The organism is Streptomyces xanthii, from assembly GCF_014621695.1.
Classification (GTDB): domain Bacteria; phylum Actinomycetota; class Actinomycetes; order Streptomycetales; family Streptomycetaceae; genus Streptomyces; species Streptomyces xanthii.
Genome location: NZ_CP061281.1, coordinates 4,954,683 through 4,979,977 on the forward strand (window position 1 = coordinate 4,954,683; position 25,295 = coordinate 4,979,977).

General features: G+C 72.5%; 22 protein-coding genes and 2 tRNA genes. 7 read left to right on the forward strand and 17 right to left on the reverse strand.

The genetic code is table 11. The features are described 5' to 3' along the window. Window positions 1-7 precede the first annotated feature (7 nt). Window positions 8-985, reverse strand: a complete 978-nt coding sequence (locus IAG42_RS22440; protein ID WP_188338750.1) for an AfsA-related hotdog domain-containing protein — start codon at window positions 983-985, stop codon at window positions 8-10. Window positions 986-1,143: 158 nt separating this feature from the next. On the opposite strand from IAG42_RS22440, the gene IAG42_RS22445 reads away from it, so the two are divergent. Further along, a tRNA-Lys gene (locus IAG42_RS22445) sits at window positions 1,144-1,217 on the forward strand. 43 nt (window positions 1,218-1,260) lie between these two features. Here the strand turns inward: IAG42_RS22445 and IAG42_RS22450 are convergent. Beyond that, entirely contained in the window at window positions 1,261-3,462 is a 2,202-nt protein-coding gene (locus IAG42_RS22450) for an MMPL family transporter (RefSeq protein ID WP_223206121.1), read from the reverse strand. 203 nt (window positions 3,463-3,665) lie between these two features. Here IAG42_RS22450 and IAG42_RS22455 point away from each other — a divergent pair, with 203 nt between their 5' ends. After that, window positions 3,666-4,532, forward strand: coding sequence for an AfsR/SARP family transcriptional regulator (locus IAG42_RS22455; protein WP_188338751.1), 867 nt, complete (start codon window positions 3,666-3,668; stop codon window positions 4,530-4,532). A 6-nt stretch (window positions 4,533-4,538) separates the two neighbouring features. Here the strand turns inward: IAG42_RS22455 and IAG42_RS22460 are convergent, their stop codons facing one another. From IAG42_RS22460 to ehuB, 5 genes are all read right to left on the reverse strand, one after another. Next, window positions 4,539-5,309: an IclR family transcriptional regulator gene (locus IAG42_RS22460; protein ID WP_188338752.1), complete on the reverse strand. Its 771-nt coding sequence runs from the start codon at window positions 5,307-5,309 to the stop codon at window positions 4,539-4,541. A 183-nt stretch (window positions 5,310-5,492) separates the two neighbouring features. Beyond that, the gene (gene ehuA / locus IAG42_RS22465) at window positions 5,493-6,263 is read right to left on the reverse strand and encodes an ectoine/hydroxyectoine ABC transporter ATP-binding protein EhuA (RefSeq protein ID WP_188341549.1); all 771 of its coding nucleotides are present in this window, start codon (window positions 6,261-6,263) and stop codon (window positions 5,493-5,495) included. Between the two features lie 34 nt (window positions 6,264-6,297). Continuing rightward, window positions 6,298-6,966, reverse strand: coding sequence for an ectoine/hydroxyectoine ABC transporter permease subunit EhuD (ehuD, locus tag IAG42_RS22470; protein WP_188338753.1), 669 nt, complete (start codon window positions 6,964-6,966; stop codon window positions 6,298-6,300). After that, window positions 6,963-7,709 carry an ectoine/hydroxyectoine ABC transporter permease subunit EhuC gene (gene ehuC, locus IAG42_RS22475; protein WP_188338754.1) on the reverse strand — a complete coding sequence of 249 codons (747 nt, stop codon included), beginning with the start codon at window positions 7,707-7,709 and terminating at the stop codon, window positions 6,963-6,965. Before ehuC ends, ehuD begins: the two co-directional genes overlap by 4 nt. Next, window positions 7,706-8,602: an ectoine/hydroxyectoine ABC transporter substrate-binding protein EhuB gene (ehuB, locus tag IAG42_RS22480; RefSeq protein WP_188338755.1), complete on the reverse strand. Its 897-nt coding sequence runs from the start codon at window positions 8,600-8,602 to the stop codon at window positions 7,706-7,708. Before ehuB ends, ehuC begins: the two co-directional genes overlap by 4 nt. 133 nt (window positions 8,603-8,735) lie before the next feature. On the opposite strand from ehuB, the gene IAG42_RS22485 reads away from it, so the two are divergent. After that, complete coding sequence (locus tag IAG42_RS22485; RefSeq protein ID WP_188338756.1) at window positions 8,736-9,269, forward strand: DUF3830 family protein; 534 nt, start codon at window positions 8,736-8,738, stop codon at window positions 9,267-9,269. A gap of 202 nt (window positions 9,270-9,471) precedes the next feature. On the opposite strand, the gene IAG42_RS22490 is transcribed toward IAG42_RS22485, so the two are convergent. Then, entirely contained in the window at window positions 9,472-10,869 is a 1,398-nt protein-coding gene (locus IAG42_RS22490; protein ID WP_188338757.1) for an amidase, read from the reverse strand. A 48-nt stretch (window positions 10,870-10,917) separates the two neighbouring features. Next, window positions 10,918-11,895 carry a D-2-hydroxyacid dehydrogenase gene (locus tag IAG42_RS22495; RefSeq protein WP_223206123.1) on the reverse strand — a complete coding sequence of 326 codons (978 nt, stop codon included), beginning with the start codon at window positions 11,893-11,895 and terminating at the stop codon, window positions 10,918-10,920. 271 nt (window positions 11,896-12,166) lie between these two features. On the opposite strand from IAG42_RS22495, the gene IAG42_RS22500 reads away from it, so the two are divergent. The 3 genes from IAG42_RS22500 (at window position 12,167) to IAG42_RS22510 (ending at window position 15,064) form a co-directional block, all read left to right on the forward strand. Beyond that, on the forward strand, window positions 12,167-12,973 hold the full coding sequence (locus tag IAG42_RS22500; RefSeq protein WP_188338759.1) for a maleate cis-trans isomerase family protein: 807 nt from the start codon (window positions 12,167-12,169) through the stop codon (window positions 12,971-12,973). Then, the gene (locus tag IAG42_RS22505) at window positions 12,970-13,701 is read left to right on the forward strand and encodes a maleate cis-trans isomerase family protein (RefSeq protein ID WP_188338760.1); all 732 of its coding nucleotides are present in this window, start codon (window positions 12,970-12,972) and stop codon (window positions 13,699-13,701) included. The genes IAG42_RS22500 and IAG42_RS22505 overlap by 4 nt, the downstream gene beginning before the upstream one ends. A 259-nt stretch (window positions 13,702-13,960) precedes the next feature. After that, window positions 13,961-15,064, forward strand: a complete 1,104-nt coding sequence (locus IAG42_RS22510; protein WP_188338761.1) for an LLM class flavin-dependent oxidoreductase — start codon at window positions 13,961-13,963, stop codon at window positions 15,062-15,064. Window positions 15,065-15,287: 223 nt separating this feature from the next. On the opposite strand, the gene IAG42_RS22515 is transcribed toward IAG42_RS22510, so the two are convergent. Next, entirely contained in the window at window positions 15,288-17,132 is a 1,845-nt protein-coding gene (locus IAG42_RS22515; protein WP_188338762.1) for a putative bifunctional diguanylate cyclase/phosphodiesterase, read from the reverse strand. A gap of 336 nt (window positions 17,133-17,468) precedes the next feature. Between IAG42_RS22515 and IAG42_RS22520 the strand changes: the two genes are divergently transcribed. Further along, window positions 17,469-18,725 carry a M6 family metalloprotease domain-containing protein gene (locus IAG42_RS22520; protein WP_188338763.1) on the forward strand — a complete coding sequence of 419 codons (1,257 nt, stop codon included), beginning with the start codon at window positions 17,469-17,471 and terminating at the stop codon, window positions 18,723-18,725. Window positions 18,726-19,033: 308 nt separating this feature from the next. Here IAG42_RS22520 and IAG42_RS22525 read toward each other — a convergent pair. From IAG42_RS22525 to IAG42_RS22555, 7 genes are all read right to left on the reverse strand, one after another. After that, window positions 19,034-19,107, reverse strand: a tRNA-Lys gene (locus IAG42_RS22525). Continuing rightward, entirely contained in the window at window positions 19,098-19,700 is a 603-nt protein-coding gene (locus tag IAG42_RS22530; protein WP_394811234.1) for a bifunctional DNA primase/polymerase, read from the reverse strand. The genes IAG42_RS22525 and IAG42_RS22530 overlap by 10 nt, the downstream gene beginning before the upstream one ends. 121 nt (window positions 19,701-19,821) lie before the next feature. After that, window positions 19,822-20,178, reverse strand: a complete 357-nt coding sequence (locus IAG42_RS22535) for a hypothetical protein (RefSeq protein WP_188338764.1) — start codon at window positions 20,176-20,178, stop codon at window positions 19,822-19,824. Window positions 20,179-20,277: 99 nt separating this feature from the next. Then, window positions 20,278-21,627: an AAA family ATPase gene (locus IAG42_RS22540; RefSeq protein ID WP_394811235.1), complete on the reverse strand. Its 1,350-nt coding sequence runs from the start codon at window positions 21,625-21,627 to the stop codon at window positions 20,278-20,280. Next, window positions 21,624-23,204, reverse strand: coding sequence for a hypothetical protein (locus IAG42_RS22545; protein WP_188338765.1), 1,581 nt, complete (start codon window positions 23,202-23,204; stop codon window positions 21,624-21,626). Before IAG42_RS22545 ends, IAG42_RS22540 begins: the two co-directional genes overlap by 4 nt. Next, complete coding sequence (locus tag IAG42_RS22550) at window positions 23,201-24,346, reverse strand: hypothetical protein (RefSeq protein ID WP_188338766.1); 1,146 nt, start codon at window positions 24,344-24,346, stop codon at window positions 23,201-23,203. Before IAG42_RS22550 ends, IAG42_RS22545 begins: the two co-directional genes overlap by 4 nt. Beyond that, window positions 24,297-25,232, reverse strand: a complete 936-nt coding sequence (locus IAG42_RS22555; RefSeq protein ID WP_188338767.1) for a phosphatase PAP2 family protein — start codon at window positions 25,230-25,232, stop codon at window positions 24,297-24,299. Before IAG42_RS22555 ends, IAG42_RS22550 begins: the two co-directional genes overlap by 50 nt. Between the last annotated feature and the right edge of the window lie 63 nt (window positions 25,233-25,295).

Sequence of the window (25,295 nt, forward strand, 5' to 3'; positions counted from 1 at the left end):
GCCGGGCCTAGCAGTCCTGGAGCGCGGTCGCCGACACCTGCGCGACCTCGCGCTCGCCCTGCAGGAACGACAGGTGCAGCCTCGCCTGGGGCCGGCCCGCCGCGTCGCGGACCGTGGTGCCCTTGGCGCGCACCGCGCAGTGCAGCGCGAGCCCCGGCTCGGCGTAGCCGCGGAACGCCGCCCGCCAGCGGGTGAGCAGGGTGTGCGCCGGCAGGAAACCGTGCAGCTCCGCGGCCGCGAGCAGCGCGGCCTGCCGGGAGGCCTCCAGATAGAGCGCGGCCGGGACCTCGTCGGAGCCGTCCGACAGCACGGCGGCCGCGGCGGCCGTGTCCACGCGCAGCACCAGTGTGTCGTCGGGGCCCTGCGCGGGCAGCCCCACGAACACGTGCCGTGCCGTCCGCCGCCCCACCTGCCCCGGATCCGGGCTGCCCGCCCGCTCGGCGCCGTCCGCACCCGCGGTCACGCTCCGCTCGCTGCGCAGCCGGCCCGCCTCGCGGTGGGCACGGTGCACCCCGGGGCTCAGGAACGCGAGCCGCGCCCCGGCCGTGCCGCAGCGCCGACCGTCGATGGCCACGTCGGCCTCACAGGTCAGCCCCCGGGGCACGCCCGTGACGACGTCGACCGGGGTCAGCGTCAGGTCGAGGGAGATCCGCGCCGGCCCGTCGGTGTGCCGCCACGCGTCCACGTCGGTGATCTCGGTGCCGGCCGTGGCGATCGCCGTGACCCGCTTGTCCGGCACCCGGAAGTACTGGCGCGCGGCGAACAGCGCGGCGCGGCGCAGCCCCTCCACGGGGAACAGCAGGTCGTGGAAGGGCAGCGGAGTGTCGTCGTACAGAGGGTGGGACTCGGGCAGCTCGGTGGCGAACGCGAAGCGCTGCCGTGCGGGAGCGGCCGTCCCCAACAGGTACGCCTCCGGGCTGTCCGGCTTGTGCACCAGGTGCTGCAGGCCGGGGAAGAGCGGGGTGGGCGCGACAGAGCTGTCCATACGAAGTCCTCCGCAGCGTGTACCGGATCCCGAGCGCTCCCGAGTCTGCGCCCCGCCCCGCCCCGCGTGGAACGCCGCCGCTCACCAGTGACCCATGACGTTTTCATGCCTGGTCACGACCACCCCTTTCAGCCATGTAGTATTTACCTCGTCAACCGGCGCCATTAGCTCAGTTGGTTAGAGCAGCGGACTCTTAATCCGCGTGTCCGGGGTTCGAGTCCCTGATGGCGCACCGACAGCAAGGCCCCTCGCAGCAGCGGGGGGCCTTGTTCGTTTCAGTCGGTCAGGGGGAGGCGGTGGTGGAGGCGGGTCAGCGGGGTGGGGGTCCACCAGTTGGCCCGGCCGGCCAGGCGGATGAGGACCGGGACCAGGATCGCCCGGATCAGGGTCGCGTCGACGAGGATGACGACGACCATGCCGAGGCCCAGCATCTTGAGGTACACGACGCCGGACGAGGCGTACGTGGCGAAGGACGCGGCCAGGATCACCGCGGCCGAGGTGATGAGCGGCCCGCCGCGCTCCAGGCCGGCGGCGACCGAGGCCACCGTGTCGCCGGTGCGGTCGTACTCCTCCTTGATCCTCGACAGCATGAACACCTCGTAGTCCATCGACAGCCCGAACGCGGTGCAGAACATCAGGATCCGGATGCTCGGCTCCAGGCTCCCGGTGGCGGTGAAGCCGAGGAGGCCCGAGAGATGGCCCTCCTGGAAGATCCAGACGAGGGCACCGAACATGACGGCCATGCTCAGCGCGTTCAGGACCATCGCCTTCGCCGGGAGCAGCAGGCTGCCTGTCATGAGGAAGAGGATGACGAAGGTGACCAGGAGGACGAGGGCGAGGACCAGCGGGAGCCGGTCCACGAGCACGGAGCGGAAATCGGCCAGCTCGGCCGGGTAGCCGCCCACCCGCACCTCACCCGGACCGAAGGCGCCCCGCACGTCCGCGATCACCCGGTCCGGATCCGCGCCGAGCGCCTTCTGCGTGGCGATCACCGAGAACCAGGTGTCGTGGCCGGAGGCGAAACGGTTCGAGGAGGGCGTGGGGCCCAGGACGCGGTGGCCGTCGGCGTAGGAGCCGGTGAGAGCGTCGACCTGCCGGATGCCGGGTACGTCGGACAGCCGTAGCGCCGCGGCCTCGATGCGGTCCCGCCCCGAAGCGTCACCCGGCAGACCCGGCCGGAGCACCTGCAGCGCGTCGGTCTCCTCGGCGGCGAACTCGGCCCGGATCCGGTCCTGCACGAGCCGACTCGACGTGGACGCGGGCAGCACCCGGTCGTCCGGCGTGCCGAACGAGATGCCCAGCGCCGGCGCGGCCAGCGCGAGCAGCACGGCCAGGGCCGGAATCCCGTACGCGAGCGGGCGGCGCATCATCCGCAGGGCGTTGGTGTGCCACCAGCCGGAGCGGCCCGCCGGGGCCGGGGTGCGGCGCCGCACCCGGTCGCCGAGGCGGGCCAGCGCCGCCGGCAGGACGACGAGCGCGGCGAACACCGAAGTGAGGACGACGGCGATCCCCGAGTAGGCGAAGGAGCGGAGGAAGGGGAAGGGGAAGAGGAGGAGGCAGGCGAGGGAGACGACGACGGTGAGGCCGCTGAAGGCGACGGTGCGGCCGGCCCGGCCGACGGCCCGCCGCGTCGCCTCCGCCGCATCGTGCCCGGTGTCCAGCTCCTCACGGAACCGGCTGATCACGAAGAGGCTGTAGTCGACGCCGAGACCGATGCCCATGACGAGCGTGAGATTGGCGGCGAACGTCGACACGTCGGTGACAGAGGTCAGCAGCCGCAGCAGTGCCAGCGTCGTGACCACCGAGAACAGCCCCATGCCCAGCGTGAGCAGTGCGGCGCTGAGCCGCCGGTAGATCACCGCCAGCAACAGCAGCACCAGCGGGAACACGATCAGCTCGGCGCGCAGGAAGTCCGTCCGGGCCTGCTCCGCCGCCTGCCGGAACACCTCGTCCGCGCCGCCGACCTCGACCTTCACCACGGCCCCGTCCCGGGCGAGGTCCGGGGCGAACGCGGCGAGCCGGGCCCGCGCCTCGGTGACCGTCCCTGACATCCGCGCGATCACCAGCGCCCGCCCGCCGTTCTCGGAGCGCATCACCGGGGACTTCCCGCGCGACCAGTAGGACGCGGTCTCGGCCACGCCCCGCTGTCCGGCGAGCTCCCGCTCCACGGCACGGCCCGCGGCGGCGACGGGCGCGGAGTCGACGTCCCCGTTCCTCGCGGTGACGAGCAGCAGCACGCTCGGGGTGCCCGTGTCGAAGATGCGGGCCAACTCGGCCCGGGTGGCCACCGACTCGGAACCGGGGGACTCGAACCGGCTCAGCACCAGCCGGTCCATCGCGCCCGCGGCCAGCGCGAGTCCGAGGGCGGCGAGCAGCACGCTCAGCCAGATCACGGGACGGGGCCGGCGGGCGATCCTGCCGCCGAGCCGGTGCAGCGCCGAATCGCCGGCGGGCGGTCGGGCGGGGGTGGTGGTCACGTTCACTGCCTTCTGTCGGGTACGTGCCCCGAACACTGCCGGGCAGCACTGGAACACCCCGCGGCACCGGAGAGGAAGCACCCCTGAAGCAGCCCTGAAGGAGTGCGGAAGGATGACGGAAGGAACGCTGAAGGGCCGGGGACCGTCAGCGGTCGGGCCGTGCCCGTAAGATCCGTACGGGTGCACGGAGTTGGGGAGGAACCATGTCCGGCGTTCTCCTGCGTCACCGGGGGCCCGCCGGCCCGGACCCCGGCCGCCCGCGGTTCGTCCTCTACGGACCGCTGCGCCTGCTCGTCGACGGCGCCCCCGTACAGCTCGGCCCGCCGAAGCAACAGGCCCTGCTCGCCGCTCTGTTGCTCCGCCTGGACCTGACGACGGGGCCGGACCAGCTGATCGACGCCCTGTGGGGCGCGCAGCCGCCCGCGTACGCGAAGAACCTGGTGCAGAAGTACGTGTCGGGCCTGCGCGGCGTGCTGGCCGCGGCCGCCCCCGACCCGTCGGGGGACGGGCCGCGCCTGCTGTTCGAGGGGGGCGGCTACCGGCTCGACACCGACAAGGACCTCATCGACCTGTACGCGTACGAGCGCCTCGCCGCCACCGGGACGGCCCTCGCGTCGAACGGCAGCCCGGAGGAGGCCGCCCAGCACCTGGACTCCGCGCGGATCCTGGTCACCGGTCCGCTGGCCGAGGGCCTGGACGCGCCGGTCCTGGAGCGCGAACGGGTCTACCGCGACGAGCGGTTCCTCGCGGACATGGAGCTGCGCGCCGAGCTGGAACTGGACCTGGGCCGGCACCGCAACGCGATCCCGTACCTCTACTTCATGCTCCACAAGCATCCGCTGAGCGAGCGCCTCAGCTGGCTGCTGATGCTGGCCCTGTTCCGCGCGGACCGCGGCGCCGAGGCGCTGGCCGTGTACGACGAGTACCGGCGCCGCGTGGTGGCCGAACTCGGCACGGACCCGGGGCGGGCCCTGCGGACGCTGCACCACCGGATCCTGGCCCAGGACCCGGAGTTGACGAGTCTGCGCGCCGTACCGGCACCGAGGACGCCGCTCCCGCCGGGGGAGTGAGCGGGGTCAGATCGCGAGGGAGAGCAGGACCGGGGCCGCGCCCTTGTTGAGCTGGTCGGCCGCGCGGTGCAGGCGGTGCGCGTGCTCGACCGGGAGGGAGAGGGCCAGGCAGCCGACGGCCGAGCCCGCAGTGATCGGCACCGCGGCGCAGACCGTGCCGACCGCGTACTCCTGGAGGTCCAGGACCGGGACGGTCGGGGGCTGGGCGGCGAGGCGGGAGAGCAGCACCTTCTCGTTGGTGATGGTGCGGGAGGTGAGGCGGGCCATCTTGTGCCGGGAGAGGTGGTCGCGCCGGCCGTTGAGGTCGAGCTGGCCGAGCAGGCTCTTGCCGACCGCGCTGGCGTGCGCGGAGACCCGGAAGTCCACCCACTCGTTCACCGCGGGGGCCTCGGGGCCGGCCGCGTACTGGGTGACGCGGACCTCGCCGTCGATGTACCGGCTGAGGTAGACGGCCGCGCCCACGGAGTCCCGCAGCTCGTCGAGCGTGTGCTGGAGCTTGGCGGTCAGCGCGTCCTCGCGGCCCTCGGCGACGGTCAGCCGGTCCAGGGCGGCGCCCGTGACGTACGCCCCGTCTGCCGTCTGCTGGACGTACCCCTCGCGGCGCAGCATCCGCAGCAGCGCGGTCAGCTGCTCCGCGGGCAGTCCCGTGACGCGGCCCAGTTCGGTGTCGGTGATGCCGACCCCGCGCAGGGCGACCGTCTCCAGGATGCGCAGCGCACGCCGCACCGACCGGTGCGGCTGGTACGACGACGCGTCCTGCTCGTGCTTCAGCGCCACGGCATCCCCCTGTATGGAACGGTTCCGGACAGCTGGGCTCCGTCCACGATAGCCGTCAAACACCCCGAACGGGGCGGCTGTTGGGGAGATACATGGGAGAAGGGCGGCGCGTTCCGTGCCTCTCAGCAGGAACGCACCACCCTGGCATATGCCCATGTCATGCCCCGCGCATTGCGCGGCTGGTCACAGCACCGCGCTCAGAAACTCCCGGGTGCGCTCGTGCTCGGGCTCGCTGAAGATCTTCTCCGGCGAACCGGACTCGATGACCCGCCCCGCGTCGAACATCAGTACCTGGTCCGAGATGTCCCGGGCGAAACTCATCTCGTGGGTCACGCACAGCATCGTGATGTCGGTGGTGTGCGCGATGTCCCTGAGCACGTCGAGAACGCCCGCGACCAGCTCCGGGTCGAGCGCCGACGTCACCTCGTCGAGCAGCAGCACCTGCGGCCGCATGGCCAGCGCCCGCGCGATCGCGACACGCTGCTGCTGACCGCCCGACAACTGCGTCGGGTACGCGTCGCAGCGGTCGCCGAGCCCCACCATGTCGAGCAGCTCGCGCGCCCGCTCCTCCGCCTCGTCCTTGGACAGGCCGAGCACGGTGACCGGCGCCTCCGTGATGTTCCTGAGCACCTTCATGTTCGGGAACAGGTTGAACTGCTGGAAGACCATGCCGATGTTCTTGCGGACCTCGCGGACGTGCTTCTCGCCCGCCGGCACGAGCTTGCCGTTCTTCTGCTCGTGCGTGAGGTACTCGCCGCCCACCTTGATCGTGCCCTCGTCGGGCTTGATCAGGGTCATCAGCAGCCGCAGGATCGTCGTCTTGCCGGAGCCGGACGGGCCGATCAGCGTCACGTGCTTGCCGGACGCCACCGAGAAGTCCAGCTCGTCGAGGACGGTGTTGCCGCCGAACCGCTTCACGACCTTGTCGAAGCGGATCAGCTCGCTGCCGTCCACCTTGGGGTTGGGCTGGTCCTTGGGAAGGTTCGGGTCAGCGGACAAGACGGCGCTCCAGAGCTCGCAGAAGAAGAGAGGACGGGTAGGCGATGAGGATGAAGGCGACGCCGACGACGGTCAGGGCCTCCGTGTACTGGAACGTCTGCGCGGCTTCGAGCCGCGCGCGCTGCAGCATCTCCAGGACACCGATCGCCGCGAGCAGCGGGGTGTCCTTGAGCATCGCGATCACGTAGTTGCCGAGCGCGGGCACCACCCGGCGGATGGCCTGCGGCAGGATCACCGCGCTCCACGTCCTGCGGTACGGCAGGCTCAGCGCCCGCGCGGCCTCCCACTGGCCCACCGGGACGGCCTCGATCCCCGCCCGGTACACCTGCGCGGTGTACGTCGAGTAGTGCAGGCCGAGCGCGAGGACACCGGTCGTCAGCGCGGACGCCTGCACCCCCCACTCCGGCAGCACGAAAAAGAAGAAGAACAGCTGGACCAGGAGCGGGGTGTTGCGGATGAACTCCGTGAAGGCCCCGACCGGCCAGCGTACGAAACGGGTCGGCGCACGCAGCGCGAGCGCCCACACCAGACCCAGGCTGAACGAGATCAGCGAGCCCAGCACGAGGGCCTGCAGCGTGACGAGGACGCCGTCCCAGAAGGTCGGCATGAAGTCGGCGACGGCCGACCAGTCCCAGTTGGACGCGGCGGTGACGATCATGCGCCGCCACCTCCCGCGCTCGTCGGGACCTGAGACATCTCCGTCGTCTGACGGATGTTGAGCTTGCTCATGATTCCGATCCCGGCCGCCGGACGCTGGCCGATCCCGGCCTTGGCCTTGCGCTCCACGGCGCGCATCACCCGCGTGAGCAGGAACGCGATGACGAAATAGATGACGAGCGTCAGCAGGTAGATCTCCGCGCTCTCCGTCGTCGCGAGCCGCACCAGGTTCGCGGCGAACGACACGTCGCCGATGCCGAGCAGCGACACCAGGGCGGTGCCCTTCATCAGCTCGACCAGCAGGTTCGAGAACGGCGGGATCATCTCCGGCACCGCCTGCGGCAGCAGGATCAGCCGCATCCGCTGCCACGGCGTGAAGCTCAGCGCGACGCCCGCCTCACGCTGCGCGGGCGCCACCGAGTTCAGGGCGCCGCGCACGATCTCCGAGCCGTACGCCCCGTAGGACAGGGACAGCGCCAGCACCGCCGCCCACATCGGGACCAGCGACCAGCCCGCCAGCTGCGGCAGCACGAAGAAGATCCAGAACATGAGGATCAGGGCGGACGTGCCCCGGAAGACCTCGGTGTAGAACCCGGCGACGAACCGTACGATCCACAGCCGGTGCGTGCGGGCCATGCCGACGCCGAACGCGACGACGGCCGCGAGCAGCGCGCTGTACACGGTCAGCTGGATCGTGACCCAGATCCCGGGCAGTACCCAGTGTTCCCACAGTCCGCTGGTCATCGGCACAGCTCCTCGGCGGTCAGGGTGGTCATCTCCGCCTTCGTGAAGCCGAACGGCTGGAGAATCCTGAACAGTTCGCCGCTCTTCTTCATCTTGTGGATCTCGACGTTGAAGGCGTCCCGCAGCTTCGTGTCGGTGGGCCGGAACGTGAAGCCGCCGCCGTCGACGTGCTTCTTCCCGTCCACCAGCGGCGCGAACGGCTCGGTGTGCTCCGCCTTGCGGCTCTTCTTCGTGACCTCGCGGGTCGTCAGGGCGGTCCCGGCGAACACGTCGATCCGGCCCGCCTCCACGGCGTTCAGACCCGCCACCTGATCCTGGAGGATCACGATGTCGGACTCCTTGTAGCCCGCGTCGACCGCGTACTGGATCTCCGCGTACCCGGTGCCCGTACCGAACTTGGCCTTCGCCTTCACGACGTCGGCGTAGTCGTGCAGGTTCATCGGATTGCCCTTGCGGACGATGAACGAGTCCAGCATCTGGTACTCGGGGTCCGCGAAGATGACCTGCTGACAGCGCTCCTTGTTGATGTACATCCCGGCCGACACGACGTCGAACTGCTGGGTGTTCAGACCCGGGATCAGCGAGGCGAAGTCCGTCGCCACCGGCTGAACGTTGTCCACGCCGAGCCGTTTGAAGATGACCTTGGCCAGCTCCACCGCCTCGCCCGTGAACTCGCCCGCGTCGTTGATGTACCCGTACGGCACCTCACCGGCGATGCCCAGGCGGACGGTGCCCGCCCCCTGGAGCCGTGCGAGCGTGTCGCCGTTCGGCACGCGGCTGCAGCCGGCGGCGCCGAGCGCACCGATCGCGCCGAGCGCTCCCGCGCCGGCGAGCAGTGATCGTCTGCGGATGATCCGTTTCCCGTGCGTTCGTTTCTCTGTAGGTGGAGCCATGGGCGCGCGGCTACCCGACTCGACTCAACCTATGCCGATCAATTCCCGCCTTCCCCCGCCGGGGCGACACGCGGTTGGGCCGGGGGGAGGCGTACTTGACCCATGGGGGTGAAGGGGGCCGACCATGTGACGTATGGCTACGACACAGGACGCAAAGGACAGCACCGCCGCCGCCCGGTACCTGGAGGTCTCGCTGGTCAAGCGGGGCGTCACGTGCAGGGCGAAGCTCCTCGACGACCGGGCGCCGCTCACGTGTGCGGCCGTGTGGGACGCGCTGCCGCTCGTCTCCGACGTCTACCACGCCAAATACGCCCGCAACGAGATCTACGCCCTGTTCCCCGCCTTCGCCGAGCAGGAGCCCCCGCTCGAGAACCCGACCGTCACGCCCGTCCCCGGCGACCTCTGTTACTTCTCCTTCAACGGGACGCAGTTGGGGTCGCAGTCCTACGGGTACGGGTCGGGGGCCTCGCTCCAGGCCGGCACCCCCGTGATCGATCTGGCCCTGTTCTACGAACGCAACAACCTGCTCCTGAACGGGGACGTCGGCTGGGTCCCCGGCATCGTCTGGGGCCAGATCGTGTCCGGCCTCGACGACATGGCCGAGGCCTGCCAGGACCTCTGGCGCAACGGAGCCGCGGGCGAGTCCCTGTCCTTCCGCCGCGCCTGAGCGATTCCCCGGGCCGGGGGGTGTGCGGTCGTGCGCCACCTCATCGGGCGCTCGCGCATCGGGGAAATGCGACGCGAAGCGTCTGCATTTCAGGGGCGCGGGGAACTGCGCGACCAGCCCCCACGCACCCGCACCCGGCAACGAACCGCACCCGGCAGAAGGACACCCGCCCCGGCGAAGCCGACCCGCGCTCAAGTGGAACCTAAGGCCCGCTGACCCCCGCCGCGCCCGAGGCGTACAGCGCGTGTGCCGCGCGCAGGACCAGGGGGTCGGCGTGGCGGGCCGCCACGAGTTGGAGGCCGATGGGGAGGCCGGTGGAGTCGAGGCCGACCGGGACCGTCGCCGCCGGCTGCTGCGTCAGGTTGAACGGGTACGTGAAGGGCGTCCAGCCCGTCCAGCGCCGCAGCCCCGAACCCCGGGGAACCTCGACCCCCGCCTCGAACGCGGTGAGCGGCACCGTCGGCGTCACCAACAGGTCGTACGTGGAGTGGAACACCCCCATCCGCCGCCCGAGCGCCATCCGCGCGTCGACCGCCGCCAGATAGTCCAGCGCGCTGTACCGGGCCCCCTGCGCACACACTTCCTTGAGCCCGGGATCCAGCAGCTCACGCTGCGCGGGCGACAGTTGCTGCACCACGCGCGCCGCCCCGCTGAACCACAGCACATGGAACGCCTCGACCGGATCCGTGAAGTCGGGGTCGACCTCCTCCACGTACGCCCCGAGTTCGGCCAGCCGCGTGACCGCCTTCCGTACCGCCGCCGCGACGTCCGCCCGCACCGCGACCTGCCCGCCCAGCGACGGCGAGAACGCGACCCGCAGCCCGCGCACGCCCTCGTCGAGCCCGTCGCGGAAGCTGCCCGGGACCGGCCCGAGACCGGACCAGTCCCGCGGGTCGGGCCCCGAGATCACGTCCATCATCAGCGCCGCGTCCGCCGCGTCCCGCGTCATGGGCCCGACGTGGGACAGCGTCCCGAACGCGGAGGCCGGGTACAGCGGCACCCGCCCGTACGTCGGCTTCAGCCCGAAGATCCCGCAGAACGAGGCCGGGATCCGTACCGAACCCCCGCCGTCCGTGCCCAGCGACAGCGGCCCCGCCCCGACCGCGACGGCCGCCGCGCTGCCCCCGCTGGACCCGCCGGCGGTGCGCGAGGTGTCGTACGGATTGCGGGTGACGCCCGTGAGCGGCGAGTCGGTGACGCCCTTCCAGCCGAACTCGGGGGTCGTCGTCCGCCCCACGAAGACGGCCCCGTGCTCCCGCAGCCGTGCCACCGACGGCGCGTCCTCGTCCCAGCGCCCCTCGGCCCGCACCGTCCGCGACCCGCGCAGCGTCGGCACCCCGCGCTGCAGCAGGATGTCCTTGACGGTGACCGGCACCCCGTCCACCAGCCCCTGTGGCTCCCCGCGACGCCACCGCTCCGCGCTCGCCTCCGCCGCCGCGAGGGCGCCCTCGGCGTCGACCCGCGTGAACGCGTTCAGCGCGGGCTGGGTCTCCTCGATGCGGGCGAGCACCGCCCGGGTGGCGTCGACCGGGCCGAACTCGCCCTTGCGGTAGCCGTCGACGAGTTCCTGCGCGGTCAGTCCGGTGAGCTCCGTCGTCATCCGTGTCCGCCTTCCAGCGACGAGGTCCATGAACGTCAGGGCCGGTGATCAGTTCCCCGGGACATACCCACGTTTCTTGTCGACTACATTCGTCAGCGGCCGGCCGGCGGCCCAGGCCTCGTACAACTCGACGAACTGGAGCCCGAGTTCGTCCCGCCAGCCCACCGTGTCCCCGCTCATGTGCGGAGACACGATCAGCCCGGGGGTCGTCCACAGCGGGCTGTCCGGCGGCAGCGGCTCGTGCTCGAAGACGTCGAGGGCGGCGCCCGTGATCCACCGCTTGTTCAGCGCGTCGAGCAGGTCGTCCTCGACGACGAGCTGTCCGCGCCCCACGTTGATGAACCGGGCCGACGGCTGCATCACGCCGAACCGCCGGGCGTCGAACATGCCGCGCGTCGCGTCCGTCAGCGGCGCCGCGCACACCACCCAGTCGGCCCGGGCGAGCAGCCGGTCCAGTTCGTCCTGCCCGTGGACCCCGGTCCGCGCCTCGCGCCCCACCAGCGCCGTGATCATCCCGATCGCCTTCAGCTGCTTGACGATCGCCCGTCCGATCGGCCCGGAGCCGACGACGCAGGCCCGCGTCCGCGCGACCCGCTGCGACTCCCGGTGCCGCCAGGTCCGCTCCGCCTGGAGCGCGAGCGTGCGCGGCAGGTCCTTGGCCATCGCCAGGACCAGCGCGGCGACGTACTCGGCGATCGGCCGGTCGAAGACGCCCCGCGCGTTGGTCAGCACGGTGTCCGAATCGACCAGCTCGGGGAACATCAGCCGGTCCACGCCGGCGCTCGCGGTGTGCACCCACTCGGGCCGGGCACCGGGCGCGGCGGCCGGCCAGGCCTCCCGCACGGCGTCCGAGAGGAAGTCCCAGACGAGCAGCACATCGGCGTCGGGCAGCCGCTCGCGCAGCTCGTCGGCGTCCTGGGCGTGCTCCACCCGGGCCCGCCCGGTGAGGCTGCCGAGGCGGGGCGCCGGGGCGGGTGAGGGGGCGTCCAGGACCAGCACGGTCGGGGTCCGGAGATCGTTGCGCAACGAGGTTCCGCTTCCTGGAGGACGGTTCCCCGGTTCCCCCGGGAAACAGTTTCTGCGGGCTTCGGGCATCCGCCTGACTTGGGCGGATTGACCACGCTGGCACCTGAATCTAACGTCGTCAACAGGGGTACTCCGCAAGCGGATACCCACCCTCTCCGCTGTTCCGACGTCCCGGCGGTCCGCCGGCCTCAGCACCACCCGGGAACACCCCGGCACATTCCGGCACCCGGCATCCATCACGCATCACGACAGCTGAATGTGGGGCCAGCTCATGGACGTCTCATTCCTGGGGGGACCGCAGCCGCAGCGCGGCGTGGGCGTCGTCGCACCCTTCGACTTCGCACTCGACCGCGAGCTGTGGCGCTGGGTGCCCGACGAGATCTCCCTCCACCTCACCCGTACGCCGTTCGTGCCGGTCGAGGTCAGTCTCGACCTGGCCCGCCTGGTCAGCGAGCACGAGACGCTCGACGAGGCGGTACGGGCCCTGGCCGCGGCCGAGCCGGAGGTCGTCGCGTACGCCTGCACCTCGGGCAGTTTCGTCGGCGGCATCGCCGGCGAGCGGGCGATGTGCGAGGCCATGCACCGGGCCGGTGAACTGCCCTCGGTGACCACGTCGGGCGCGCTGCTCGAAGCGCTCGCCGAGCTCGGCGCCCGGCGCATCGCCCTGGTCACCCCGTACACGGCGTCGGTGACCGAGTCCCTGGAGGCGTATCTCGGCGAGGCCGGTACGACGGTCACCGGGCGGGCCTATCTCGGACTGACCCGGCACATCTGGAAGGTCCCCTACCGGGACGTCGCGGCGATGGCGCGGGAGGCGGTGGGCCCGGGGGCCGACGCGCTGTTCATCAGCTGCACCAACCTGCCCACGTACGACGTCATACCGCAGCTGGAGGCCGAACTGCGGATCCCGGTGATCTCCGCCAACCAGGTCACGATGTGGTCCGCGCTGAAACGGCTCGGCACGCGCGCGGTGGGCCCCTATCAGGCGCTGCTCGATCCGGCCGCGCGCCGCCAGTGGCCCCTGCCCGAACAGCACCGGCAACTCCCCGAAGGCCAGCAGGAAGGCGGCTTTGCATGACAGCGCTCGGATTCCTCTACCCCGGACACTCGGCCGAGGACGACTACCCGCGCATCGAGATGCTGATCGACAGCGACGTCCGGCTGCCCGTCGTGCACACCGACATCGGCGAGGACGCGCACCGGGTCGACGCGCTGCTGCGGATGGGGGCGCCCGAGCGGCTCGCGGCGGGGGTCGAGGAGCTGCGGCTCGCCGGGGCGGAGGCGGTGGTGTGGGCGTGCACGTCCGCGAGCTTCGTCTTCGGCTGGGAGGGGGCGCACGAGCAGGTGCGGGCGCTCGCGCGGGCCGCGGGGCTGCCCGCCTCCAGCACGTCCTTCGCCTTCGCGTACGCGCTGCGGGAGCTCGGGGTGCGGCGGGTCGCCGTCGCGGCGACGTACCCGGAGGACGTCGCCGCGTACTTCGCGGAGTTCCTCACCGCGTCCGGGGCGGAGGTGCTCTCCGTGCGGGGGAGCGGGATCATCACCGCGGCGGAGGTCGGCACGTGGGGCTGGGACGAGGTCCTGGCCATGGCCCGCGCCGGCGACCACCCGGAAGCGGAGGCGATCCTCCTCCCGGACACGGCACTGCACACGGCGTCCTACGTCTCCGCTCTGGAACGGGAACTCGGCAAGCCGGTCCTCACCGCGAACCAGGTCACCGTCTGGGAGGGCCTCCGCCTGGCCGACCGCCGCGTCAACGCTCCGCTCTTGGGCGCCCTCTTCCAGAAAGCGCCGCTGATCCAGGCGTAGACCTTCGCCCGCGGGTGGACACAGCCCCGCGCCCCTAAGGAGGCTGCGCCTCCTCGGGGAAATGCGCCCGAAGGGCATGCATTTCAGGGGCGCGGGGAACTGCGCGACCAGCCCCCACCGGGCCGCAGCCGCGAAAGAAACCGGGGAAGCCCTACGGCGACGGGGCGCCGTCCGCTTCACGCGAGCCGAGCGGGAATAAACCGGAGACCGCCTCCGTTAAGGCAGGCATCGAGTACAGGCACCCGTAGCAGGAGGATCCGTGCCGCCCACCCCAGACGACATCCGCGGCGCAGCCACCGGCACCGCCCCCACCCCCCTCTCCGTCCTGGACCTGGTGACGGTGGGCGCGGGCCGCACCGCCACCGACGCCCTCCGCACGAGCGTCGACATCGCCCGCCTCGCGGAGCGCCGCGGCTTCCACCGCTACTGGGTCGCCGAGCACCACTCCATGCCGGGCGTCGCCTCCAGCAGCCCCGCCGTGATCCTGGCCCACCTGGCCGCCCACACGGACCGCATCCGCCTCGGCTCCGGCGGCGTCATGCTCCCCAACCACGCCCCGCTGGTCATCGCGGAGCAGTTCGGCACGCTGGAGGCGATGGCCCCGGGCCGTGTCGACCTCGGCCTCGGCCGCGCGCCGGGCACCGACGGCGCCACCGCCGCCGCCCTGCGCCGCAGCGAGCGCCTGAACGAGGGCGCCGACGACTTCCCGCAGCAGCTCGCCGAGCTGATCCGCTTCCTCGACGACGACTTCCCCGACGGGCACCCGTACGCCCGGATCCACGCCGTCCCCGGCCCGGTCCAGGCCACGTCACCCGGTGGCGTCCAGGACCCGCACCGCCCGCCGGTCTGGCTGCTCGGCTCCTCCGGCTTCAGCGCCCGCCTGGCCGGCAGCCTCGGCCTGCCGTTCGCCTTCGCGCACCACTTCTCCGCGCAGAACACGATCCCGGCCCTGGACCTCTACCGCACCTCGTTCCGGCCCTCCGCCGTCCTCGACGAGCCGTACGCCCTCATCGGCGTCTCTGCGCTCGCCACCGACGACGACGGCACCGAGGCCCGCCGCCAGGTGATGGCCGCCGCCCTGAACATGGTCCGGCTGCGCACCGGCCGCCCCGGCCTCGTCCCCACCCCGGAGGAGGCGGAGGCGTACGCGTTCAACGAGATGGAGCGCGACTTCATCCGCACCTGGAACGCGAACGTCATCCACGGCACCCCCGACGAGGTCCGCTCCGGACTCGACGACCTCCAGAAGCGCACCGGCGCCGACGAGCTCATGCTGACGGCCAACGCCCACAGCGGAGACGTCCGCCTGCGCTCGTACGAACTCATCGCCGACGCCTACGGACTCCCGGGCGCCGGCGCCTGACGCCCGCCCCCGCCGGCCGGGAGCCCAGCCTGATCCGAACAAAAGGTCCTAGGGCGTGTCTTCAAACTCCCGCCTGCTTCACGGCGTCTGGCACGCACTCTCGGCGCACCGGGCGAAGACCCAAGTAGCTCCGCTACGAGGGCCTGCGCCCGGCACGCCGAGAGCACGCACCAGACGCCGCGAAGCCGCCCTCCGGGCGACGACGGGAGTTTGAAGACACGCCCTAGGCGGCGCTCCCGGCCAGCAGCGCGGAGATCCCCTCCGCGGCGACCGCCCGCGAGTACAGCCAGCCCTGCCCCGTGTCGCACCCGATCCGGCGCAGCCGCTCCGCCTGCTCCGACGTCTCGACGCACTCCGCGATCACGGTGAGCCCGAGCCGGTGCGCCAGCTGCACCAGCGCCTCGACGATCATCGCGTCCGCCGGGTCGGACGCGGCCGCGCCGCCGTGGCCGCCGCCGTCCTGGAAGCCGCGCACGAACGATCCGTCGAGCTTCAGCACCGACACCGGCAGCCGGCTCAGATACGCGAGGTTCGAGTACCCGGTGCCGAAGTCGTCGATGGCGATGGCGACCCCCATGTCGCTGAGCGCCTGCAGCGCCTGCAACGGCCGCCCCGCCGAACCCATCACGGCCGACTCCGTCAGCTCCAGCTGCAACAGGTGCGGCGGCAGACGCGTCTCCTCCAGGATCTGCGCCACGTCCGCCACGAGATCCGAGTCCCAGACCTGACGCACCGCCACGTTCACGCTCACGACGACCGGTTCGGCCTCCGGATGCGCCAGCTGCCAGGCCCGCGCCTGCCGGCAGGCGGTCCGCAGCACCCACCGCCCCAGCTGCACGATCGACCCGTCCTCCTCGGCCAGACCGATGAACCGATTCGGCGTGAGCAGGCCGAACTGGGGGTGCCGCCAGCGCACCAGCGCCTCCACCCCGGACAGCCCGCCGTCGGCCATCCGCACCAGCGGCTGGTACTCGAGCACGAACTCCCCACGCTCCACCGCCGGCCGCAGCCCCGAGGAGAGCGCCTGCCGTGTCATCCGGTGCGCGTTGCGCTCCGGGTCGAACAGGGTCCAGCGCGCCTTGCCGTCCGCCTTCGCCCAGTACAGCGTGGTGTCCGCGGCCTGCATCAGCCCTGTCGTCGTGGTCCCCGAGACATGCCGCTCCACGACCCCGATCGACGCCGACACCGACAGCCGCTGCCCCGCGAGGTCGAACGGCTCCTGCAACGCGGCGAGCACCGACTCCGCCAGATCCGCCAGCTGCTCGGTGCCCGTCGAGTCCTCCACGAGCAGCGCGAACTCGTCGCCGCCCAGCCGGGCCACCAGCGGGGTCCCCGTCGCCGTGGCGGCCAGCGCCGCGCAGCGCGTCAGCCGGTCGGCGACTGCGGTCAGCAGCCGGTCGCCGACGTGGTGGCCGAGCGTGTCGTTGACCGCCTTGAACCCGTCGAGGTCGAGATAGCACAGGCCCACCCGCCCGGTCGCGCCCGTCCCCTCGTACGCGCCCGTCTCCAGCGCGGCCGTGACCCGCTCGAAGAACAGGGCCCGGTTGGGCAGCCGGGTCACCGGGTCGTGCATCTCCAAGTGCCGCAGCCGCGCCGCGAGTTCACGCCGGGCGCTGATGTCGGTGAGCGAGATCAGCGTCGTCTCGGTGCCCGGCACGGGGCCGACCGTGATCTGCGCCCACACCGAGCGCCCCGTGGCGTGCTTGAGGCGGCGGGTGCGGGTCAGCCGGGCCTGCCGCCCGCGCAGCACCTCGCGGTACGCGTTCCAGGTGCGCGGGTCCGAACCGAGGTCGAGCAGCTCCGCGGCGTCCCGGCCGGTCAGCGCGTCGCCGCCGGCGCCGTCGAGCAGGACGCGGGCCGCCGTGTTGGCCGCCACGATCAGGCCGGCCGGGTCGACGACGACCATGGCGAGTGGCGAGGCGAGGAACGCCGACCGCAGGGGGTTCCTCGCCTGTGCCTCCGGCGGCTCCTGCGCCCGCTCGGCACTCTCCGTGAGGGTGTGGCCGGGGCGCGGGCCGGGCGGGCAGGTATCCGTCGCGGTCGTGGGCCCTTCTGGCTGTGCGCTCACCGCTCGCTCCCGCTCTGCGTCGTCTGGATGCGTGATCTGGTGCGGCCGGGTCCCGGCAGAAAGTGTGCCGATCATAGAGGCAGGTCGGACGGCCCATCCAGCCTGCGGGAGCCCGGTGACCGCCGCACGCCCGTCGGCCGGCCCCGCGCCAGATCGTTTCTGCTCAAGGTGCGTCGCGGTCGTGCCGTGGTCCGTGCACAGCCCGACCGCCTGTGACGTTCTGTGACCGCCCGGCGTGTCACCCCGTCACTCGTCCGGGCCAGATAAAGAGGGCGCAGTACTACAAACACCCACAGTCTGGGTGGGGTGTCCCGCTTTCCCCACCCGGAGGTCGACTTGCCGCGTCCGCAGCCACCCGGGGGAGTGGAGAAGCCCCGGCCGCGCGCCGTCGCGGCGGCGCTCACCGCTCTCACCGCCCTGGCCGCCACAGGCCTGGTCGCGGGTCCCGCGTCCGCCGCCCCCTATGGCGGGCCCTGCGCCCTGGAGCGCACCGCCGCCCACCACTCCGAGGGCCTCGACACGTGGAACGAGGCGTATCCGCGGCCCGGCAAGCGGCTCGACGCCGTGATGGTCTTCCTCTCGTTCCCCGACGCGGAACCGCAGACCAGCCCGCAGGAACTGGCCGCCGACCACTTCCCGGCCACCACCCGCTTCTTCGAGCAGGCCTCCTACGGCCGCTTCGAACTCGTGCCGCATCCGCAGACCCGCTGGATCCAGATGCCGCACGACTCCACCTCGTACGCCATAAAGCGGGACTGGAGCGCGGCGCACCGCAGCGACTACCTGCGCGACGCGCTCGCCGCCGCCGACCCCGTGACCGACTTCAGCAAGTACGACGTCGTCTACCTCGTCGCCGACCCGGACGCGCCCGGCGTCGACTCCGACGCCACCAAGGTCGTCAACTTCGACCGGCCGATGCGGGCCGACGGCACGGACATCCGGCGCGTCGTCACCGTCTTCGAACGGCACCCCCCGGACCGCAACGTCCTCGCCCACGAGACCGGGCACGTCTTCGACCTGCCCGACCTCTACCACCGGCCCTCCGACGGCAAGGGGGACTGGGACACGTACGTGGGGGACTGGGACGTCATGGGCAGCCAGTTCGGGCTCGCGCCGGATCTGTTCGGCTGGCACAAGTGGAAGCTGGGGTGGCTGGACCCGGGACAGGTCCGCTGCGTCAGCGACACCGGGCCGACGCGGCTCACCCTGGAGCCGCTCAGCACCGGGCCCGATGCGCGGGGCGCCGCGTTCGGCACGGGGGACGGGACGAAGCTCGCCGTCGTCCGTACGGGGCCGTCCAGCGCGATCGCCGTCGAGGCGCGCGGAGGCACGGGCAACGACACCGGCACCTGTACGCGGGGGATCCTCGTCTACCGGGTCCGCAGCGACTCCACCTCCGGTGACGGGCCGGTCCAGGTCCTCGACACGCACCCGGGTACGGGGGCCTGCTACGGCGAATCCGTCTACCCACCGCTGGCCGACGCCCCCCTGGAGGTGGGCGAGAGCTTCACCCTGCCCGGGGAACACATCCGCATCGAAGCGGAATCCCGCACACCCTCAGGCTCCTGGAACCTGAAAATCACCACAGGCTGACCACGCTGGTCGCGTCGACCTAGCGTTGGGCAGTCTGCCGCCTGGGCCGGCACGGTGGGCAAGGCGGCACCCAGGTGCCGGGTGCGCGAATCGGTCGGCCTCGGCTACGGCGTCGGCGCCGTAGGGGCTGAGCATCGTCGCCGACTGCTGCGCCGTCGTGGCTGGTCGCGCAGTTCCCCGCGCCCCTGAAGGCGCACTTCGTGCGCCCCCAGGGCCTCGCTGATCGCGCCCCCGTGACGGAGTCGCCGACTGGTCGGCGGCGGGCAAAAGCGAAGGCCCCCCGCTGTTGCGAGGGGCCTTGCTGTCGGTGCGCCATCAGGGACTCGAACCCCGGACACGCGGATTAAGAGTCCGCTGCTCTAACCAACTGAGCTAATGGCGCCGGCTGACGTCGTAGACATTAGCATCGCGATCGGCGGACCGAGAAATCGATATGCGCACCGTCGCCCGGGCCGCCCGCACGCACGCCCAGAGCAGCACCTCGGGCCCCGGCAACCAGGGCCGTCGCGTGTCCGGAGCCACCACCCACCGGGACCGCGCGTGCGCCGGCGCGAGGGACAGCGGCGCGGGAACGGTCACCGCGTCGCCGGGCCCGTGACACAGCAGCGGCGGCACCGCCGGACCCCACTCCTCCCACTCCAGCAGCGACGGCAGCCGCTGCGCCGTACCGGGCGCCGTGAAGAGGAGCATGCGTCCCCGGTGCGCCGCGACCGGCCCCGTACCGGGCCCCTGGTCCCACAGCCGGTCCAGCATCCGCCGGCCGAAGATCGCCGGAACGTTCACCACGTCGAAGACGGAGCCGCAGGGCAGCACCACGGGTGCGTCGGGGCGGGACTCCCAGTCGGCCAGCGTCGAACGCGGATACGTTCCGGCCGAGGCGAGCCACGCGGCGCCCTCGGGGGTGAGCCCCGAGGCGTCGAGGTGGTCCTGGAACGCGGTGGCCGGCGGCATGAGGTGCGGGTGTGCGGTGCTCATGTCCCCTACATCTACGGGCTGTGAGAGCCCGCTTCCCGAGAGTTGCGGGAATTCAGGACAGGAGGGGGCGGGGCGGAGTATCTTGCCCCCTCGGCATATGCCACCAGGTCATTACGGGCGGTCAGTCGGTGTCGTCCCGGGCACCGCGCAGCAGGTCACGGCCGAACTCGACCATCTTCTTCGCATAGTCCTCGGTCCACTCCGCGCGCTCCGCGATGTCCGCCGTCGTCAGCCGGTCGAACCGGCGCGGATCGGCGAGCTGCGCGGCCGCGATCGCCTGGAACTCCATGGACCGGTCGGCCGCCGCGCGGAAGGCGTGGGTCAGCTCGGTCGCCCGGCCGAGCAGCTCGCGGGGGTCCGCGATCGACTCCAGGTCGAAGAAGTGCTCCGGGTCCGCGGTGGCCTCCGCGGGCTCGAAGATCAGCGGGGCGGGCCGCAACCGTGGTCGCGGGGTACGGGGCCGCTCGGGCTCCGCCATGGTGGTCCTCCTTGGTTCCGGCTACGTCTTCATTGTCCGGCACCCCGCAAGACCACCCTCTGGCCTCAGGGACTCCAGCTCACCCGATGGCCTCCGGCCTCAGGGTCTCCAGGTCACCCTGTGCCGCGACAACCGGTCCAGTACCGCATGGTTCGCCTCCCACCCGTCCGGGAACTTCACCGTGACCCCCAGTTGGACCGGGTCCGTCGACGGGTGGGCGTCGAGGAGATCGGGGATGCCGGCGCGGCTGATGACGATGCAGGCGTGGCGGTGGCGGGACGCCAGGACGCACAGGCGGCCCGTCTCCAGGTGGAAGGCTGTCGCGTCGGGGCGGCCCGACAACGGGTGCAGGACCACCGTCACGTCGAACTCCATGCCCTGCAGCCGGTTCGCCGTGTCGACCGTCACCCCCGTCACGTCCAGCTCCGCGAGCGCGGCCCGTACGGCGGCCGCCTGGTCACGGTGCGCGGTGCCGACACAGATCCGGTCCGCGGTCAGCGCCCCCTCGCGCGGCTCCCGCTCGGAGTACGTGACCCCGTCCCGGTCGAGCAGGCGCCGTACGACGAGAGACACCGCCCGTACCGCCTCCGGGTCCGTGCGCGGGGTGTGCGCCGCGGGCAGTTCGAGCAGACCCCAGCCGGAGCGGGCCGCCTCGTCGATCACCAGGTCCGGTCCCGAACCGTCCGACGGGACGCGGAAGTCCAGCGCCCGGTCCCCCTCGTCCGTGCCGCTGCGGAACTCCGTGAAGGGATAGAAGGCCTTCGACACCAGCGGCGCCGCCGTCGCGGGGAGCCGCCACGACACCGGGAGGCGGTGCTGCGGCAGTTCGGGGTTGTGCGCGAGCAGCGTCGACACCGCCGAGGCCGACGGGTCGTAGGACAGGCCCGCCCACTGTTCGGAGCCGACGATCGAGAACGGGTCCAACTGCCCCGGGTCGCCCACGAACAGCGCCCGCTCGAACAGCCCCGCCACGGCGAGCAGCGCGTCCGACCGCATCTGGTACGCCTCGTCGACGATCGCGTGCCGCCACGGCTCGTCGACCTTCACGTGCGCCCACTTCGCGGCCGTCGAGATGACGACGGGGAGCGGTGCGAGATCGCCGGCCTTCGCCGAGGTGCGGACGTTCGGCAGGTCGTCCAGGGCCTTGTCGTACGCGTCGGCGTCGCTGCTGTGCAGGCGGCCCACGGGCAGCTCGGGGCTCTTGTCGTGGAGCCGTACGACGAGGTCGTCCACCTGCGCGTTCGTCTGCGCGACGATCATCAACGGGCGGCCCGCGTCCGCGAGTTCGAGCGCGGCCCGCACGACGAGGGTCGACTTCCCGGCGCCGGGCGGGGAGTCGACGACGACACCGCGCGCGTCCCCGTGCAGTGTGTCGCGCAGGATGCCCTCGGTCGCCCGGGACGCCTCGGCTCCCGGGTCGAACGTGTCCGGCGTGCTCACCGTGCTCACAGGATGTCCTCCGCCGTCGTCGCGTCCGGTGCCTCCGCGCCCGCCCCCGGCGGACCGCCGTGCGTCCACGGCGTCGCCTCCGGATCCGGCAGCTTCGGCCCGCCGCGCTGCTCGTGCTCGAACAGCGTCCAGCACATCTGGTCGCCCTTCCGCGGCACGGACCCCTCCTCGGGCTCCTTGCCGCGCCCCATCTTGTCCAGGATCCGCAGCACCACCGCGTCCTCGCCCTCGTACGCCACGAACTCGGCGCTCTGCGGCTTGCCTCCGAGCGAGCGGTACACCTTCACGCGCTCCGCGAGGTGCGGCCGGTCGTCCGTGCGCACGGTGACCAGCGGGCGCGGCCGCTTCTTCTCGCTGTACGCGGACACGACCTCCGTCACCTCGCCCGCGAACGCCTCCCCGGCGAGCCGCCGCCCGGCCATCACCAGCGGGTCGTCGAGCGCCTCCTGGGCGTCGAGCCGGGCCTGCTCGCGCTCCCGCGTCGCCAGCTTGTTCGCCGCCGTCACCGCGTCGTCGCGGCGCGGCTGCGGGGGCTCGCCCGCCGCCACCCGGTCGCGGTGCATCGTGAACGACCAGCGGTCCCGCGTCCAGCGGTCCGCCGCGTGCGCGCTCTCGGGCAGCGTGCACAGCACGTCGAGGCCGCGCCACACCGCGTCCCAGGTGGGCCGGGTGCGGGACTCGACCAGGGCGTGGATCTCCCGCTCCGCCGCCGTCAGTTCGGCCAGCCGGCCGTCCGCCTCGATCGCGTCCTCGGCCGCCGCCATGCGCGTACGGGCCCGGTCGTAGCGCTCGATCGCCGGTGCGAGGAGCTTGTTGTCGAACGCCGGGTCCGTGGCCGGGCCGGCCGGCGGGCACAGCAGCTGACCGCGCTCGTCCCGGCCCCGCTCCGCCCGCTCGGCCGCCGCCGCGCCCGACGTGCCTTCAGGGGCGTCGATCCAGGCGAGCAGCGGGCCCAGGTGCTGGTCCTCCAGGCTCGACTGGCCCGTCGCCCAGTGCCGGGACAGCAGGTCCGTCATCGCCAGGAGCAGCGAGGAGCCCGGCACGCGCGCCCGCTCCCCGAAGTGCGTCAGCCAGCGCCCCAGCAGCGGCACGTGCGGCGGCGCCGGATGCGGCGCCTCCGGGTCCTGCTCGGCGGTGCGCCGGAACCGCATCGACCGGCCGAGCAGCCGGACGAACTCGACGCCCGCCCGGCTCGGCACGATCAGCTGCGGAGCGTCCGCGCACAGCTCCACCTCGACCTTGACCTTCTTGCCGGTCTCCGCGTCCGTCTCGTTGCGCTCTGTCAGCTCGACGTCCGCCGCGAACCCGTCCAGGTACGGCAGCACCTCGTCGGCGAGCCGCGTGAGGAACGCGAAACGCAGGTCGCGGTCGCGCGGCTGCGGCACGACGAGCAGCCGCGGCGACGTCCGCTCCGTGCCGACGAGCGCGCCGAGCGGGGCGCCCGTCTCACCCGCGGTCGTCAGCGGCACGAGGACCAGCGGGCGCTGGGACAGATGCCGGTGCCGCACCGTGGCGGTCGGCTGCGCGCGCCCCGTGCTCGTGGCCTCGAGCCGGGCCAGATGGTTGATCAGACTCACCGCTGCCGCTCCTTGCCGCTCAGTGCCTCGGCCCGCAGCGCGGCGGCCCGGCGCAGCGCCGCCACCGTCGGGTCCGCCGGATCGCCGCCCTCGCCGTGCGCCGCCGCGAGCACCGCGTCCACCGTCGTCAGACCGCCCAGCTCGGCGCGGAGCGGCCGGCCGAGCACCGTCACCGCGCCCGCCGCCCGGGACCGCTCGCGGCAGTGGAACGCCAGCTCGCACGCGGCCAGGCACTCCGGCGCGTACGTCGCCGGGACCGCCTCGACCGCGGCCGCCAGCTCGGCCGCGGGCAGCTCCGGGTCGAAGGCCGTGCCGGGCGGGAGCGCCGCCGCGATGTCCTCGATCCGGGTCAGCCGGGCCAGCTGCCTGCGGGTGACCGCGAGCTGCTTGCGCACGTCGACCGCGGACGCCGCCGGCAGGTTCGAGAAGTCCTTCGGGCACACCAGCACGATCCGGTCCCGGACCCTGACCTCGGCATCGAGGCCGGTCAGCCGCTGGGCGACCTGCTCGAGGGCCAGTACGTACACGGCCGCCTGCCGGGCCGCCGCCCCGACCTTCGCCGCGTCCGCCGCCCCGTCGATCATCGGGAACGACTTGATCTCGACGACCGTCCAGCTCCCGTCCGGATGCACCACCACGGCGTCCGGCTCCAGGAACGCGGGGCTGCCCGCCACGTCGAGCGCCAGCATCGGATGGTCCAGGAACGTCCACGTGCCCGGCGACTGAGCCGCCTCGCGCAGCGCCAGCGCGGTCCGTGCCGTACGGCCCTGCGGACCGGCCGCCGACAGATCCGGCGCCGACACCAGCTCGGCCACCGGCTCCGGCGCGCCCGCGGGACCGACCCGCTCGTGCACCAGCCGCAGCAACTGCGCGCCGCCGTCCGCCTTCACCCGCGCCTCGAACACGTTCCCCCGCGCCAGCGCGAACTGGGACTGGCCGAACGCCGAGGGCGCCCCCAGCGCGTCCGCGAGCCGCGCCTTGTCGACGCCCGCCCCGTCCAGGAGCGCGCGCCGGTTGCACCCCGGGTTCGCCGCGAGGGCGGCCAGGGCGCGGGCGTCCAGCGGGCGCGGGGGCCGGTCCGGGCCGCGCAGCTCAGCGAGCTGGTGCCGCAGCCCCGTCACCGGTGTCGTGGGTCGGGGCACCCTTGCGCTGTCGGGGAATTCGCTCACCCGGCGAAGTCTGGCACTCTCCACTGACAATCGAGGAACGTGTGGCGGAAGGGGCCGCCCACGAGCCGTTCGCCAGGACCGCGGCGACCCGGTCCCGGATCCGCCCGGCGAGCCGCTGGACCGGCTTCGTGAGCAGCAGGCCCACGCCCATCACGGCGGCGCCCGCGACCGCGTCGAAGAAGTAGTGGTTGGCCGTGCCCATCACGACGATCGTCGTGATCAGCGGATAGCCGACGGCCGCCGTCCTCGCGAGCGGGCCGCGCCCGTGCCGCCACAGCATCACGCCGCACCACAGCGCCCATCCGACGTGCAGACTGGGCATCGCCGCGTACTGGTTCGTCATCCCGCCCATGCCCTTGGGCGCGCTCGCCGCGCCGCCCCACCAGCCGTACGAGCTGTACTGGGCCATGGTGTCGACGAAGCCGTAGCCGGCCGTGAGCAGGCGGGGCGGGCAGGTCGGGAGCAGGGTGAAGCCGATCAGGCCGATCAGCGTCGAGGTCATCAGCCAGGTGCGGGCCGCGCGGTACACATGGGCGCGGCGGCGGAACAGCCAGACGAGGATCGCCGGCGTGACCAGGTAGTGCAGCGAGGCGTACCAGAAGTCGGCGGGGACGCCGATCCATGCCTCGCGGGTGAACAGACGGTTCAGCGGATGTTCGAGATTGAGGTGGACTGCCTTCTCGGCCCGGAGTATCGCCAGGCCGTGGTCGACGGCCGTGCTCACGTCGCCGCGGGCCAGCAGCCGGCCCGCCGTGTACACGCCGTACACGAGGAAGATCAACGGGAGCTCGGTCCACCAGCGCAGCCTCGCTCCGGGTATGTCCCCGGCGTGCGCTGCGTCGTCGTCGGTCTGCGACATGCGGGCCGCTCCCCCTCTTCCCTCGTCGGCGGCCTCCGGCCACTTCGTCACCCTACGGCGTGA

Bases quoted from the DNA above. Each gene is read 5' to 3' on its own strand.
- IAG42_RS22455 (WP_188338751.1), top strand. From the start codon at position 3,666: ATGTCCGGCGTTCTCCTGCGTCACCGGGGGCCCGCCGGCCCGGACCCC.
- IAG42_RS22505 (WP_188338760.1), top strand. From the start codon at position 12,970: ATGACAGCGCTCGGATTCCTCTACCCCGGACACTCGGCCGAGGACGAC.
- IAG42_RS22440 (WP_188338750.1), bottom strand. From the start codon at position 985: ATGGACAGCTCTGTCGCGCCCACCCCGCTCTTCCCCGGCCTGCAGCAC.
- ehuD (WP_188338753.1), bottom strand. From the start codon at position 6,966: ATGATCGTCACCGCCGCGTCCAACTGGGACTGGTCGGCCGTCGCCGAC.
- ehuB (WP_188338755.1), bottom strand. From the start codon at position 8,602: ATGGCTCCACCTACAGAGAAACGAACGCACGGGAAACGGATCATCCGC.
- IAG42_RS22500 (WP_188338759.1), top strand. From the start codon at position 12,167: ATGGACGTCTCATTCCTGGGGGGACCGCAGCCGCAGCGCGGCGTGGGC.
- IAG42_RS22490 (WP_188338757.1), bottom strand. From the start codon at position 10,869: ATGACGACGGAGCTCACCGGACTGACCGCGCAGGAACTCGTCGACGGC.
- IAG42_RS22555 (WP_188338767.1), bottom strand. From the start codon at position 25,232: ATGTCGCAGACCGACGACGACGCAGCGCACGCCGGGGACATACCCGGA.
- IAG42_RS22530 (WP_394811234.1), bottom strand. From the start codon at position 19,700: ATGAGCACCGCACACCCGCACCTCATGCCGCCGGCCACCGCGTTCCAG.
- IAG42_RS22535 (WP_188338764.1), bottom strand. From the start codon at position 20,178: ATGGCGGAGCCCGAGCGGCCCCGTACCCCGCGACCACGGTTGCGGCCC.
- ehuC (WP_188338754.1), bottom strand. From the start codon at position 7,709: ATGACCAGCGGACTGTGGGAACACTGGGTACTGCCCGGGATCTGGGTC.
- IAG42_RS22485 (WP_188338756.1), top strand. From the start codon at position 8,736: ATGGCTACGACACAGGACGCAAAGGACAGCACCGCCGCCGCCCGGTAC.